This window comes from Vibrio mangrovi (assembly GCF_024346955.1).
GTDB lineage: Bacteria > Pseudomonadota > Gammaproteobacteria > Enterobacterales > Vibrionaceae > Vibrio > Vibrio mangrovi.
Genome location: NZ_AP024883.1, coordinates 325,951 through 341,019 on the forward strand (window position 1 = coordinate 325,951; position 15,069 = coordinate 341,019).

14 protein-coding genes are annotated in these 15,069 nt (G+C 46.1%); 5 read left to right on the plus strand and 9 right to left on the minus strand.

Going from position 1 to position 15,069, the window contains the following annotated elements; translation table 11 throughout:
• Window positions 1–2 precede the first annotated feature (2 nt).
• The 4 genes from OCU74_RS01465 (at window position 3) to OCU74_RS01480 (ending at window position 2,671) form a co-directional block, all read left to right on the plus strand.
• Window positions 3–320: an antibiotic biosynthesis monooxygenase family protein gene (locus tag OCU74_RS01465; protein ID WP_087481518.1), complete on the plus strand. Its 318-nt coding sequence runs from the start codon at window positions 3–5 to the stop codon at window positions 318–320.
• A gap of 210 nt (window positions 321–530) precedes the next feature.
• Window positions 531–1,025: an Hcp family type VI secretion system effector gene (locus OCU74_RS01470; RefSeq protein WP_087481517.1), complete on the plus strand. Its 495-nt coding sequence runs from the start codon at window positions 531–533 to the stop codon at window positions 1,023–1,025.
• Window positions 1,018–1,716 carry a DUF4225 domain-containing protein gene (locus tag OCU74_RS01475; protein WP_159457431.1) on the plus strand — a complete coding sequence of 233 codons (699 nt, stop codon included), beginning with the start codon at window positions 1,018–1,020 and terminating at the stop codon, window positions 1,714–1,716. Before OCU74_RS01470 ends, OCU74_RS01475 begins: the two co-directional genes overlap by 8 nt.
• 124 nt (window positions 1,717–1,840) lie before the next feature.
• A complete protein-coding gene (locus OCU74_RS01480; RefSeq protein WP_087481515.1) occupies window positions 1,841–2,671 on the plus strand; it encodes a hypothetical protein in 831 nt (276 codons plus the stop codon).
• A gap of 1,108 nt (window positions 2,672–3,779) precedes the next feature.
• Here the strand turns inward: OCU74_RS01480 and fis are convergent.
• From fis to OCU74_RS01525, 9 genes are all read right to left on the minus strand, one after another.
• Window positions 3,780–4,076: a DNA-binding transcriptional regulator Fis gene (gene fis / locus OCU74_RS01485; RefSeq protein WP_087481512.1), complete on the minus strand. Its 297-nt coding sequence runs from the start codon at window positions 4,074–4,076 to the stop codon at window positions 3,780–3,782.
• Between the two features lie 25 nt (window positions 4,077–4,101).
• On the minus strand, window positions 4,102–5,073 hold the full coding sequence (gene dusB / locus OCU74_RS01490) for a tRNA dihydrouridine synthase DusB (RefSeq protein ID WP_261856153.1): 972 nt from the start codon (window positions 5,071–5,073) through the stop codon (window positions 4,102–4,104).
• A 140-nt stretch (window positions 5,074–5,213) separates the two neighbouring features.
• Window positions 5,214–6,098: a 50S ribosomal protein L11 methyltransferase gene (gene prmA, locus OCU74_RS01495; protein WP_087481510.1), complete on the minus strand. Its 885-nt coding sequence runs from the start codon at window positions 6,096–6,098 to the stop codon at window positions 5,214–5,216.
• Window positions 6,099–6,224: 126 nt separating this feature from the next.
• The gene (accC, locus tag OCU74_RS01500; RefSeq protein WP_087481509.1) at window positions 6,225–7,571 is read right to left on the minus strand and encodes an acetyl-CoA carboxylase biotin carboxylase subunit; all 1,347 of its coding nucleotides are present in this window, start codon (window positions 7,569–7,571) and stop codon (window positions 6,225–6,227) included.
• 14 nt (window positions 7,572–7,585) lie between these two features.
• Complete coding sequence (accB, locus tag OCU74_RS01505) at window positions 7,586–8,047, minus strand: acetyl-CoA carboxylase biotin carboxyl carrier protein (RefSeq protein ID WP_087481508.1); 462 nt, start codon at window positions 8,045–8,047, stop codon at window positions 7,586–7,588.
• A 65-nt stretch (window positions 8,048–8,112) separates the two neighbouring features.
• Complete coding sequence (gene aroQ / locus OCU74_RS01510) at window positions 8,113–8,562, minus strand: type II 3-dehydroquinate dehydratase (RefSeq protein ID WP_087481507.1); 450 nt, start codon at window positions 8,560–8,562, stop codon at window positions 8,113–8,115.
• Window positions 8,563–8,893: 331 nt separating this feature from the next.
• The gene (gene acs, locus OCU74_RS01515) at window positions 8,894–10,843 is read right to left on the minus strand and encodes an acetate--CoA ligase (protein ID WP_087481506.1); all 1,950 of its coding nucleotides are present in this window, start codon (window positions 10,841–10,843) and stop codon (window positions 8,894–8,896) included.
• A gap of 276 nt (window positions 10,844–11,119) precedes the next feature.
• Window positions 11,120–11,752: a 3'-5' exonuclease gene (locus tag OCU74_RS01520; RefSeq protein WP_087481505.1), complete on the minus strand. Its 633-nt coding sequence runs from the start codon at window positions 11,750–11,752 to the stop codon at window positions 11,120–11,122.
• Between the two features lie 61 nt (window positions 11,753–11,813).
• Window positions 11,814–13,640 (minus strand): DUF294 nucleotidyltransferase-like domain-containing protein, encoded by a 1,827-nt coding sequence (locus OCU74_RS01525; RefSeq protein ID WP_087481664.1) that lies wholly within the window; start codon window positions 13,638–13,640, stop codon window positions 11,814–11,816.
• A 252-nt stretch (window positions 13,641–13,892) separates the two neighbouring features.
• On the opposite strand from OCU74_RS01525, the gene OCU74_RS01530 reads away from it, so the two are divergent.
• On the plus strand, window positions 13,893–15,068 hold the full coding sequence (locus OCU74_RS01530; protein WP_087481504.1) for a 3-phenylpropionate MFS transporter: 1,176 nt from the start codon (window positions 13,893–13,895) through the stop codon (window positions 15,066–15,068).
• Window position 15,069 lies beyond the last annotated feature (1 nt).

Consider the following 15,069-nt stretch of genomic DNA (forward strand, 5'->3'; position numbering starts at 1 on the left):
ATATGTCTTTAATTACAAAAACGCCTGAACCACCTTACTACGCTGTCATCTTCACTTCTGTTCGAACTGATAATGATGATGGGTATGGAGCTATGGCGGAAAAGATGGTTGCACTTGCCTCTCAACAACCCGGATTTCTGGGGGTTGAATCAGCAAGAGAAGATGTCGGTATTACCGTATCATACTGGCGTGACCTGGAGTCAATAAAGCAATGGAAGGATAACATCGAACACCGTGAAGCCCAGAAATTAGGTCATGAGAAGTGGTACGCCAGCTTTAAAACCCGAATTGCAAAAGTCGAGCGTGATTATGGGATTTAGTCACTGCTGATATGTTTAATTTTGTAAAATAGTTCAATCTTATAAATCTGCTCAATTTTGAAGGGGGGTTGACTGAATATCCCAGCCAGCATTCCTATTGAGTATTTTGAGGGGAATATCAATTTTAACGCATTATTCTTATTGGAAAAAATAGACATCAATTTCAGCAGAATTTAGGATGTATTTTATTTTTTATGGAACTAAGGGCGCATGGCTCATGTAGCATATATAACAATCAATGGTGAAAAACAAGGACTCATTTCTAGTGGATGTAACACGAAAGATTCGATGGGAAATAAATATCAGGAAGCCCACACAGATGAAGTAACTTTACTTGCATGTGATCATCGGATTAGTAAAGGATCACAACAGCATAGCAAAACACATTCACCAATTTACATTACTAAAAATATTGATAAATCTAGCCCTTTACTTGCGACAGCTTTTGCTCGTCAGGAGCATCTTGACTGCACCATTGATTTCTTTCGTACCAATGAGCAAGGGTATAACGAGAAATATTATTCTATAGAATTAGTGAAAGCTGTTATCAGTGAAATCAACTTTACTTTACCACACTGTATACAGTCTCATCATGAAGAGATGCATGAAACGATCGCATTATCTTATAAAGAAATTGTCTGGAAGCATCATATCAGCGGGACAATGGGTTATGACAACTGGGAACAAGGAGGCTGGCTTGAATAGTCGCACAGACCTCTATACAACATGGCAGGTACAGCAATCTTCTAAACGATTAGTTACACAAGCATCTCATATTACGGCGCAACATGTAAAAAGTTCTGGGTTACGTAATATGATCATTCGTGAGTATGAAAGTTTTTCTAACTCGTTGGTCCGTTTGTATGAGGATGGAAAAAAGACCGCTCAGGAAGTCATGCATGAGTTAGAAATGGAAGCTCAGGAGCTGTATGAACAGCATAGTGTCTTTATACAAAAAGGAATTGGGTTGTATGCCGGGGTAATGCAGATAGTTGGTGGTGTCAGTGTGATTGTTATCTCTGATGGCGCAATGGTACCTTACGGGGTTCCCCTGATCTTGCATGGTATTAACAATGTCTATGAAAACACTATGTACTTTCTCATGAAAAATGAGGATGCTGTAGGGCCGGTGAGAGCGTTATACCAGTATGGAGCTGAGTCCCTTGAACTGGGAGATTCGGTGGGGGATACAGCTTATTACACGGTTGACATTGGGCTTTCACTTTATGGACTCTTTGGTAAAACGGCATTAAGGCCCGGCTCATGGAAACTGTTCCGGAGAATTCCAAGTGATTATTGCCGAGGGATAGAGGTAATCTCTAAGCCTGGTCTGGCTGCAGAAGTTGCTGGGGATGCTGTTACGCTAGAATCAATTCATAATGAAATGGCAAAATAGCATGGTGCATCGATAGTCGATTTATGCAAAAAGTAATACTATGAAATATATCCTATTCTTAATCCTTTCTATCCTTGTTGTCTCTGTATTCCGGCGACTATCTAGGACAAGGTTCTCAAATAAGTTGTTATTTATCGGATACATTATCCTATATTTATTTGTTTTGACTCAGTTTTACTCGATATTTGTTTCGGGGAATCTTATTTCTGTTTTTCCCGAACTGATGCCAAGCTTTGTTGATGATTACTTGGTCAAAATGTCCTCTATTTTGTTGTTCTTTGTCTTTCTGTTTTTCTGTTTTCCTAAGTATTGGTCGGTTCGGCCGGAACCTCCGGTTTTTCATATTGGTGGAACAAATCTGAAAACGCGGGTGAAAATTTCCAATTTGCTCAGATCTGTTTTTCAGATCTCTTTATCTTCTTTCTTTATTGGTTTTTTCTTTGTGAATTTTTCACTGGTTCTGTTTTCTAAACTCTCAGGCTATGAATTTACTGCAACAACATCTCGGACAGTGGTTGCCGCAAGCATCGTTTTGGCTGTGATTTATCTTTCTGCTTCTTATTATTATCAACATAAGAATAAGCATGTCTGGGAACTAAGAGATGATTTGTTAATTCGTGGTAATCCTGTGAATACAACTATTGATTTATCGAATATTGAGCAGGTTATCATCGGTAGGCCGGAACGAACACTTATTGATTTTTGCTTTTTACGGAAAGTATTCCCAAGGACTAGTCATGTGTCATCGGTGAAAGATGGTACGCTCGTGCTTAAGATTGATGACAGTAAATATCTGCCTCTGTATCTGGAACACTTGAACAATGGGTCACAAATAGTTTCAGCTATTACAGATAAGTTAAAGCATAAAATCATCGATGATTATCAGTTTAATCAAAAAGAGAGAGCAATATTAAAACCGGGATGCCGGAATGAAGTAGTTGTATTAACTTTGTGAGTATCATACCCATGAATTCTTCATGTTGAGATCGCCGGAGCCGGGAAAATGTCGGCAGAAGTATTTTTTATGAGACAGCGGTGGACTTAATTGATGAATAGCGTATTTGACTGGTTTATCGTGATACTTGGAAGCTATTTTATTCTTTGGGGCATACCTTGCACGTATCAATCGATGAAAGTGTCTCTTGGGAATATTAAAAACATCCAGTTCATCGATGAACAGTTCTCATCAGGCAAAGCGAAGCAATACCATAGTATGACCTCGTTTGATATCGGTACCCGATTCACAAAGTATTGTATGACCTACCCATTTATATGTGGTCGTGTGAGTACTGAATCAAAGGTGTTTAGACTGATGATGTGGTTGAACTGTCTTTGGTTTTACAGCTTTATTTTTCTGTTTCTGGCTGCACTGATTAAGAAATTCAGCGTGTAGAATAAACTGATGGAAGTATATAAATTTCGATACCAAATGAATCGAAAGACCGCCTTCTGGTTTTTCGCTTTCTCTATTGTCGGCATTGGTATTTTTATCTAAAGAGCAACGGGAATGTGTCGAATCCTGAGCTGAATTCCACTGTATTTGCTGCCTGTCGCGGGTTTATAACACTCGCATGTGTCCTCATCGTGTTCTGTTATCTGATCTCATTGTATTTTATCAGGTACGTTGAGATGACAGCCAATGAAATACGAATCCCGAAATCCTATTTCACTTCGAAGGTTAGAATCTATCGGTTTCAGGATATTTTAGCGGCTCACGTTAGGGCAATCAGTTCTGTTCCTGTCGTGACGTTTTTCTTTGAAGATAAAGAGGAAAGGGTCTTCGGGAGCTTATTTCAGTCAAAGCAGGACTTTCATCAATTTGTTGATCTCTTACGCGAACGTATTAAAAGCGGACCCATCCAAGAATCGAAACTTTGAATCCATTTGACACCTTTCCCCAACAGAACTAAAGCACATCCAAATTATGGTGGAACAAACATGCAAGTGCATAGATGCGCTTGTCTAAACCAACAGGGATGTTTTGAGCGGTGTGCAGCAAAAATAAAAACACGAAGTAAATTTCTCCACTTCGTGTTTTAAATCAAATGGTTAATGAACCGTGATTAGTTCATGCCGTATTTTTTCAGTTTCTTGCGAAGTGTACCACGGTTGATGCCCATCATGGTTGCTGCGCGGGTTTGGTTGCCGCGAGTGTACTGCATGATTGTATCGAGCAGTGGCTGTTCAACTTCAGCTAGAACTAATTCGTATAATTCACTTACATCCTGGCCATTTAACTGGGAAAGATAGTTTTTAAGAGATGCTTTAACGGAGTCACGAAGAGGTTTCTGCGTGATTTGGTCTTGTGAAGTAACGGTAGTAACGGTTAAAGCTTCTGAAGTCAGATTTTGTTCGAACATATTCGGTCTAGCTCTTCTCTTAATTTTATGATGCAACGTTATCAAAATAACCTTCGAGTGCTTCCAGTTGCAGCGGCGCTGCCTCTATCGCATTGAAGGTCCGGCGAAACCCGCAGGCTTGTTCATGCTCTTTCAGGTACCAACCCACGTGTTTACGTGCGATACGAGGTCCCAGATACTCTCCATAAAATTGATGGAGGGCTTTGACATGACCAAGCAAAATGCTTTTGACTTCCTGAATCGGAAGCGCAGGCATTGCAGTGCCGGTTTCCAAAAAGTGTTGGATTTCCTGAAAAATCCACGGCCGTCCCTGTGCCGGACGACCAACCATTAATGCGTCTGCACCGGTGTATTCCAGTACATATCTGGCCTTCTCCGGACTGTCGATATCGCCATTGGCGATAACCGGAATCGAGATGGCCTTTTTGACCGCTTTAATGCTGTCATATTCTGCCATACCACGATAAAGACAGGCTCTGGTTCTCCCATGAAGAGCAAGTGCCTGAATACCGCAGTCTTCTGCCAGTTTTGCGATGTGAATACAGTTCTTATTCTCTGTATCCCAACCGGTTCGTGTTTTCAGAGTGACAGGCACACGAACAGCCTGAACTACCGTGGTGAGGATATCCTCGATTAAATCCGGGTAGCGTAACAGGGCGGAGCCTGCCAACTTCTTATTCACTTTTTTTGCCGGACAACCCATGTTGATATCGATGATTTGGGCACCGTTTTCAACACTGAACTGTGCGGCTTCTGCCATTAACTGTGGATCGGAACCGGCAATCTGGACCGAACGAATCCCTGATTCGCCCTCATGGACCATCCGCTGTTTCGACTTTGACGTTTTCCACAGTGCCGGATTGGAGGACATCATTTCACTGACGGCCATCCCGGCGCCGTAACGAAGACACAACTCTCGAAAGGGTCTGTCAGTGACTCCGGCCATCGGGGCAACGATCAGATTATTCTTGAGCTGGTGGTTTCCGATTTTTAACACGTCATTACAGTTATCTGGCAGCAAGGGCGCGCATTTTACGCATTTTTTAACGATGTGAAAAGACTAATATTTGAGCATTTACAATTTGTTTTTGTAAATGGTCTATTTTTCAGTCAATTAGTCCGTTACTTTCTCTATCGTTATTTTCTTCGGCCAGAAATCCGGCACCATTCGCTATTTTCAACGATGGGCTCAATATCAAACTGGGTGCGGTAGTAACCGGCTACCTCTTCTGCCTGAGTATCTAAAACTCCGGACATAGCGAGTTGTCCGCCGGGACGAACCAGTGACTGAATAACCGGAGAAAGCTCTTTAAGCGGACCGGCCAGAATGTTTGCGACAACCACATCGGCAATCAGATTGTCCGGCTGATTTTGTGGCAGATAGACTTCAAGCCGGTCTTCGACACCATTTCGCTGGGCATTATCGCGTGAGGCGAGCAGGGCTTGTGGATCAATATCGATACCGATGACCTGTTTGGCTCCCAGCTTGATGGCGGCGATTGCCAGAATGCCTGAGCCACAGCCGAAATCAATAACAGTTTTTCCCTGTAGATCGAGTCCTTCCAGCCATTCCAGACATAAAGCTGTAGTCGGGTGTGTCCCTGTACCGAACGCCAGACCGGGATCGAGCATCACGTTGACGGCATTCGGATCGGGGATTTCTTTCCAGCTTGGGCAAATCCACAGACGATTACCGAATTTCATCGGATGGAAGTTATCCATCCATTCCCGTTCCCAGTCCTTATCTTCAATCTGTTCGACTTTATAAGAGAAACCGGAGGGCAGGAGCTGACTGCTGTTGATTTGTTCGAGAATCGCATTAGTATCCGCTTCTGCGTCGTATAACGCGAGCACATCGGTATCTCCCCAGAGACGAGTTTCTCCCGGAAGCGGTTCAAAAACAGGTGTGTCTTTCGCATCGAGGAACGTGACGGACAAAGCACCGGTTTCGTCCATCAACATATCACCGATGGTTTCGGCATTGTCGTTGTTGGCGTTGAGTTTAATTTGAATCCAAGGCATGTGATTGCTCTTTCCATGGGTTGAATGGCGGAGAGTGTAGCAGATATTCACTTTTTGAATAGGGCTTGTGCGGCATAAAAAAACCTCCCCGAAGGGAGGTTAGGGATGTGTCTCTGTCAGAACAGATCAGCTATGAATGCCGAGTTTTTTCTCCAGATAGTGGATATTGGCACCACCATGCTGGAAGTTTTCATCATTCATGATTGATATTTGCAGAGGGATATTGGTTTTAATCCCTTCAACAATCATCTCGTTGAGTGCGTTCTTCATCCGTGCAATCGCTACATCACGGTTTTCACCATAGGCGATCAGTTTGCCGACCATTGAATCATAATGTGCCGGAACCGTGTAACCAGAGTAGATGTGAGATTCCCAACGGATTCCCATACCACCGGCTGCGTGAAAACGTTCGATCTTACCGGGAGATGGCAGGAAACGCTCAGGATCTTCGGCATTGATACGACATTCGATAGCATGACCACGCAATTTGATATCATCCTGAGTGAATGACAGTGGCTGTCCGGCTGCAACCCGAAGCTGTTCTTTGATCAGATCAACACCAGTCACCATTTCTGTCACCGGATGCTCTACCTGAATCCGGGTATTCATCTCAATGAAGTAGAATTCACCATTTTCATACAGGAATTCGAATGTACCAGCGCCACGATAACCGATTTCAACACAGGCACGGGTACAGCGTTCACCGATGTATTTCCGCATTTCTTCGGTGATGCCCGGAGCTGGTGCTTCTTCTACGACTTTCTGGTGGCGACGCTGCATTGAGCAGTCACGTTCGCCCAGATGAATCGCTCCACCCTGACCATCAGCAATGACCTGCACTTCAACGTGACGTGGATTCTCCAGGAATTTTTCCATGTAAACCATGTCGTTGTTGAACGCAGCTTTGGCTTCGGCACGGGTCATTGTGATGGACTGAATCAATTCGGCTTCACCACGGACAACCCGCATACCACGGCCACCACCACCACCGGAGGCTTTAATAATCACCGGATAACCGATTCGCTTGGCGATGGCTTTATTTTTCTCGATGTCGTCGCCGAGAGGACCGTCAGAACCGGGAACACAAGGTACACCGGCTTTTTTCATCGAGGAGATCGCAGAAACTTTATCACCCATCATCCGGATGGTTTCAGCTTTAGGACCGACAAAAATGAAGCCTGATTTTTCGACTTGCTCGGCAAAGTCTGCATTCTCAGACAAGAAACCATAGCCTGGGTGAATTGCAACTGCACCGGTGATTTCTGCCGCAGAGATAATGCGGGGAATATTCAGGTAACTATCAATACTGCGGGCAGGTCCGATACAGATCGATTCATCTGCAAGCAGTACGTGTTTGAGATCCCGGTCTGCAGTTGAATGGACAGCTACCGTTTTGATGCCCAGTTCTTTACAGGCGCGAAGAATACGAAGTGCAATTTCACCCCGGTTCGCGATGACAACTTTATCTAGCATGAATCTGCCCTCAATTATTCAATGATAACAAGAGGCTGATCGAACTCGACTGGTTGACCGTTCTCAACAAGGATTGCCGTGACGACACCTGATTTATCTGATTCGATTTGGTTCATCATTTTCATGGCTTCAACGATACACAGAGGTTCGCCGACAGAAACTTTCTGACCAACTTCGACAAATGGTTTTGATTCTGGGCTTGGAGAACGGTAGAAAGTACCGACCATCGGCGAAAGAACCTGATGTCCTGCAGGAATTGAACTTTCTGCCGGAGCACTGGCTGCTTCAGGAGCCGGTGCTGCGACTGGCGCAGGCGCTGCAATAGGAGCCGGCGCAGCAGCGTAATGAATCGGAGCCGGAGCCGGGGCGCCATGACGGCTGATGCGTACCGACTCTTCGCCTTCAGAAATTTCCAGTTCAGCAATGCCTGATTCTTCAACTAATTCGATAAGTTTTTTAATTTTACGAATATCCATTGTCTTTTCTCTTTGATCTTGTGAATAAGACAGCCCAGACAGAATAGCTGCGGGATGTCGAGTGTTTATTTTGCCTGCAGTTTTGTAATGGCTGCTGACAACGCAAATTCATAGCCCTGAGCTCCTAAACCGCAAATGACTCCCTGTGCCTTATCGGACAGATAGGAATGGTGGCGGAAGGGTTCTCGAGCATGAACGTTAGAAAGATGTATCTCGATAAAGGGAATATCGACGCCCAAAAGCGCATCCCGCAGTGCGACACTGGTGTGTGTGAAGGCTGCCGGGTTGATGATGATGAAATCAATCTTTCCGTATGCCTGATGAATTGCTTCGATCAGTTCGTATTCACGGTTAGATTGCAGATGTTCCAGTTCAACATCTGCCTGAGTCGCCTGTTGACGGAGCCGGTCGACTATCTGGGGAAGTGTCTGTGAACCGTAATGTGCCGGTTCTCGCAAACCCAGTAAGTTCAGGTTAGGACCGTTTAGAACAAGAATGCGGAATTTTGTCGTCATCGTGTCGTCATCTTACTCAATAATGAGGTCTTATTTACATATTCCCATATTTCAGGATTTTTCACACAAATTTTTTTCAAAAAAATGAAAAACTGGTGAATTGCTCCTGATTATAGCTAATTCAACACAAATGGCAGCAAATTACTGGTCTAATCACCGCTTTCATATGGTGTAACCAGACGATGAGCCCAAGTTTTACGCGCCTTGCGGGAAAATTGATGGTTAGATCTTCATCAATTTATGACTATGAAGATATGAAATGGTTTCTGGAGAATAAAAAAAGCCATCCGGAGGCGGATGGCTTCATGATAGGCGAAGTTTGGTCAGAAACTTAGTTGAGTGCGGCTTTTTCTGCGATGAGTTTATCCACGACACTTGGATCGGCCAGTGTTGAAGTATCTCCAAGATTACTGGTATCACCGGTAGCAATCTTACGTAAAATCCGGCGCATGATTTTCCCTGAACGTGTTTTGGGAAGTGCATCAGTCCAGTGCAGGACATCCGGTGTTGCTATCGGACCGATCTCTTTGCGAACCCAGTCTTTGACTTCTTTATGCAGCTCGGAAGATGGGTAAATGCCATCGTTTAAGGTGATGTAGGCGTAGATAGCCTGTCCTTTAATATCGTGCGGAATCCCTACGACAGCGGCCTCGGCTATTTTATCGAATGCAACCAGTGCTGATTCGATTTCTGCGGTCCCCATCCGGTGACCGGAAACATTGAGAACATCATCGACCCGGCCGGTAATCCAGTAATAGCCGTCTTCGTCTCTGCGGGCTCCATCTCCGGTAAAGTACATCCCTTTGAAAGTGGAGAAGTAGGTCTGTTCGAAACGGTCGTGATCGCCATATACCGTGCGCATCTGACCGGGCCAGGAATCCAGAATCACCAGATTACCTTCGGTTGCGCCTTCGACGATATTGCCAATATTGTCAACCAGTGCCGGTTGAACACCAAAGAATGGCCGGGTGGCTGAGCCGGGTTTTAATTCAGTTGCGCCGGGAAGTGGTGTGATCAGAATACCGCCGGTTTCGGTTTGCCACCAGGTATCAACGATAGGTGACTTTTCATTACCGATAGTCCGGTAATACCATTCCCATGCCTCCGGATTGATCGGCTCTCCGACAGATCCCATAATCCGCAGGCTGTCCCGCGAGGTGCCGTCAATCGCTTCATTACCTTTTGCCATCAGAGCCCGGATGGCTGTCGGGGCAGTATAAAGGATATTGACCTGATGTTTATCGACTACTTCGCTCATCCGGCTGGTGGCCGGATAATTCGGTACGCCTTCAAACAGAATCGTTTTGGCGCCGTTGGATAGCGGACCGTAAACCAGATAAGTGTGACCGGTAATCCAGCCCACGTCTGCCGTACACCAGAAGACTTCTCCGGGTTGATAGTCGAAGACGTATTTGAAAGTCATGGTGGCATAAACCAGATAACCGCCGGTCGTATGCAAAACACCTTTCGGTTTGCCGGTTGAACCTGAGGTATAAAGAATGAAGAGCGGATCTTCAGCTTTCATCGCTTCCGGCGGACAATGGTCGGCAACGGTTTCTGTGGCTTCATGCCACCAGATATCGCGGTGTTCATGCCAGTCTACCTTACCGCCGGTCCGTCTCAGGACCACGACTTTGCTGATGGTTTTTACTTCAGGGTTGGTCAGCGCTTCATCAACATTCTTTTTTAGCGGAACGGCCCGTCCGCCGCGGACACCTTCGTCAGCAGTAATCACAATTTTTGCATCGGAGTCGATAATCCGTCCGGCAAGTGCTTCCGGAGAGAATCCGCCGAAGACGACGGTATGGACTGCCCCAATCCGGGTACAGGCGAGCATCGCAACAGCGGCTTCCGGAACCATCGGCATATAAAGACAGACGACATCACCTTTACGGACACCCTGTTCTTTCAGCGCATTGGCAAAGCGACAGACTTCACTGTGGAGTTGATTAAAGGTCAGTGTTTTATCTTCCAGCGGATTGTCGCCTTCCCAGATAATTGCAACATCATCACCCCGTTCAGCCAGATGCCGGTCAATACAGTTGGCTGAAACATTGAGGGTTCCGTCTTCAAACCAGCGGATATCTACATGACCGGTATCGAATGAGGTCTGTTTTACTTTGGTGTAGGGCTTTATCCAGTCAACAATTTTTCCGTGTTCTCCCCAGAATCCTTCCGGATCGCTGACGGAGCGTTGGTACATTGATAAGTAAGTGTCATTATCCGCGTGGGTATGTTCTTTAATATTGTTCTTTACCGGATAAATATGAACATCACTCATAGCTTCTTCTCCTTTTGAATGCTGTGACCGCTCCGGCTTATCATTATTGGGCTTTCTGTAAACATACCCGGAGGATCTGAACCTGACGTTTGAGGTCAACCATAACTCTTGTTCAGATACCGTGATTTCACAATTAGACTTTAGGATAAATGAGAGCTGCGAGTAAAAATACATTGTGATTCAATGCGTCACATGTTTTTGTAATTCATCGCTTTTGATTCTGGAATGCAATTGCTCTGGAATACAACGGTTTTGGAATACAACAGCTCTGGAATATTAAGGAGTGTAGGCTGAACGGAATGATGGCCGGTCACCTTTGGTCAGGCGCACAAAAACCAGTGCAGCGGAGAAGGCATCCTGCAAGGCATCATGCTTATTTTGCAGTGGCAGGTCCAGATGATGACAAATGGCTTCCAGACTGAGGTCGAAGTAAGCATTCGGCAGCAGTTTTTCCAGTTGTTCATGGTAGAGCTGGCTGACTTCAATTAGGCGATTGGGTAGTGGAAACCCCAGATGTTTGCGACAGGCGATATCCAGAATAGTTTTATCATAACGGATATGGTAACCGACCAGCGGACGGTTACCGATAAACGCCAGTAGTTGCGCCAATGCTTCGGGCTCGGTCAGGCCGTCATTCAGATCCTGATGGCGAATCCGGTGAATCCGGACGGAACCTGCATCCAGAGATCTGGGAGCACATAACTTCACTTCAAATGACTGACTGGTCAGAATCCGGTTACCGATAATTTTGGTTGCCGCGATCGAAACCAGTTCTGCCCGCTGTGGATCCAGACTGGTGGTCTCACAGTCCAGCGACACATATTCCTGATTATCCGGTGGTAAGAATAACTCCCGGTAGGGCGAGTCTTTCAGTTTGTAATACCAGTATTTACGTCTGATACGGTTCATATTGTTATTCTCTGATCTGATGGTTACTCACGGAGCTGATAGTTACTCACGGATCTGACAGTTACTCACGGATCTGATAGTGATATGACAGCCACTGTTTGAATTTTTTGACGATATGCAGACTGTGCCGTAGTAAATCACGCTCGGTACTGTCGAGAGATTTGATGTCCAGATGATTATTAGCATCCGGCTGACGAAGCTGCTGCCTCAGACGGAGTTTAAAGAAGAGTTTCAGGGCTTCACTCAGGTTATCTGCGGTTTGCTGTTCCAGTACACGCTGTCTGACCAGAGATTCGATACGCTCAAAGGTATTCTGCACCCCAATCCGGTATTCCAGACTCAGGGCCCGGATTCCATGCACAATCGGGAAAATGCCGCCTTGTTTAATATCCAGACCGGCTTTGGATGATTTCACATTACCGAATAGTGTCAGAGGCAGGGAGAAATTTAACGCCGGACGGGTAAATTCAGACAGAATCAGTTCCTGATCGGCCATCAATTGCGACAGATGATTCTTGATGGGGAGCAGGAGTTCCCGGTTACCGGCGACAGCCTGAGCATCAGCCATAATGGCAATATTCATGATCTGTTCCGGCTTTGTCTGGCTTACCCATTGAGTGAGTGTTGTTTGCCATTCTTGCTGAGTTTTTACCCACTGCGGGTTATTGACCATCACTTTCCCGGGACAGACCGGATATCCCAGTTGCAGCAATGTATGAGTCAGTTTTTCCATCACGCTCTGACAATCCGGCCAGATGAGGTCGTTCTGCACGATGAGGGCATTGTCCTGATCGGTCTTCAGAATCTGTTCTCCCCGGCCTTCTGAACCAAGGACCAGCAGACAGCATTGTTGTTGCATCACTGGGGGAACAATCAGTTCGAAAGCTTTTTCAATAATCTGTTCGTTGACAGCGGATATCAGCTCCATAATGAAGCGGGTTCTGATCCCGTTACTGACCAGATTTTCAACCAGCCTGCGTTGCTGATTAGAGGCAATAGCGAGTTCTTCAATACTGGAAGCTCTGGCGATACTCAGTGTCAGGACATGAGAGTGGGTTGAGAAAGCACTGAGGATCTGGGTCATATCCAGCATTCCGACCGCTTCATTCCCATCGCAGACCATGATCCGTTTTACTTTATTGCGGATCATCATGACCATCGCATTGAATAAGAACTCGCCGTCATCGACATGGAAAACCGGAAAAGTGGCGATCTGGCCGACCGGTGTGTCAACCGGCAGGGAGTCAAGAGTCAGCGCATGCAACATATTCGTTCGGGTGATAATCGCATAAGGATGAGCATGTGTTGTCTGACTGAGGCGGTCATCATTCTCCGGAAGATGAACCAGAGCAGCATCGCAGTTATTGTCTTTTAACTGGCAGGTGACGTCGTTAATGGTTTGCTCCGGTGTGACGATCATCGGTGGATGGTAAATAGCCCGATCAACTTTGGTTAAGATGAATTCCGCCAGATTCTGCTGTTGTTGGGCGGTTTCGATCAGCGCCTGACGGGTTGCCAGGTTGCTATCGAAATAAGCAGCAAACTGTCCGTTCTGATGATAAAAATCCAGAAAGACTGATTTCGGTAACTGGTAAGCGAGGGTGTCTTCCAGCGCAACATATTGATGCCTGACGGTTCCGTCAAGCAGTGAACGGACGTCGAAAATATCTTCGCTGGCATAGTGGGCAAAAACTTCCTGCCCGTCTTCCGAGCGTTCTTCGACCACACCTTTGATGAGGATATGCAGGTACTGGCTGCTCTGACCGCTGCGTAACAGCGATTCCCTGGCCCGGAAATAGGCGACATCCAGCGTGGCAAGCAACTGTTGTTGTTGCTCTGGTGTCAGGCGATCAAATGGTGGTGAGTGAAGATTGAACTTATCCGGCATAGCAACCTTTCTGACCCAAATCATATCTGCTTTAATTCTTGGCCGAAATCTGGTTTGCCTCCAGACGACTTTGGTCTAATAACCGGATTTTCGTGAAATTGGGGAAACTGAGCGTTGAGTAAACTTCCCTTTTCCTTGTATGGCATTCAAAGCATAATATACCCACATAACCTCAAGATGCTGGATTTTCGTTGAACAGTACCCTGAGGTGGCTTGGGTATCGTCGCGTTTTTCTGCATCAGTAGGTTGTTCATGCTCCGTATCTCTCCGTTTCAGTGGATCTCTCAGTACTATTTTGGTTTCTTCTTTGTCTATGGGGTTTATACGCCATTCTGGGCACTGTGGCTTAAAAGTGAGGGGGTGGCGCCTGCCGATATCGGAGTGATTATGGGGCTGGCTTTCGGAACTCGTTGTCTGGCCAATCTGCTGGTTACGCCGAGAGTTCACCGGGTTGAATGGTATGTCCCGATGCTAAGAGTGCTGAGTCTGTTGTCGATTGGGCTGATTGCAGTTCACGCACTGGCGGTGGAGCATCTGATCTGGATTGCACTGGCGACGGTATTGTTCAATATCTGCTACGGACCCATTATTCCGCTTTCCGATTCTGTGGCGAATTACTACACCAACTTGAAAATGCTCGATTACGGGCGGACCCGGTTGTGGGGTTCCGTGGCATTTATTGTTGGATCTCTGGTGGTCGGCTGGGTTGTTGCTCACTGGGGAGATGACTGGATTCTGTACACAGCTGTGCTGGGAATGAGTGTGACATTTGTGATGAGTCTGCGTGCTCCGAGTCCCAGCCCTGAGAGTCAGAGCGAGAAGCGTGTTGTACGCCCCAAACTGACGGAGATGTTCAGAGACCGGCAGGTGCTTAAGTTTTTATTGCTGATTTCGCTGATTCAGGGCAGCCATGCTGCTTATTACAGTTTCAGCTCTGTTTACTGGAAGTCAGTCGGACATTCTGAAGAAATCATTGGTTATCTGTGGAGTCTGGGCGTCATTGCGGAGATCTGTATTTTTGCATTCAGCCGGCGCTTCTTTGGTTTATGGTCTATCCGGTCGATGTTTCTGCTTGCCTCCTGTGCGGTACTGGTTCGCTGGAGTCTGACCGCGCTTACGACTCAGGTTGGTGTGCTGGTGTTTATTCAGCTCCTTCATAGTCTGACATTTGCGGTTGCCCATCTGGCGACCATTCGCTATATCCAGCAATCTGTGCCGGAAAAAATGGTGGCATTGCAGTCACTGTATAACGCAATTCCGTTAGGGGCAGTGATGGCAACAATGACGGCTATCAGTGGCTGGGGATTTGAGAACTGGGGAGCAAAAATTTTCTGGGGGATGGCTTTGATGGGGGCGCTGGCGCTGTTTGTCCGGCTGGAACCATCGGTATCTGTACGCGAAACCGAGATAGCAAAAACCACATCCTGAT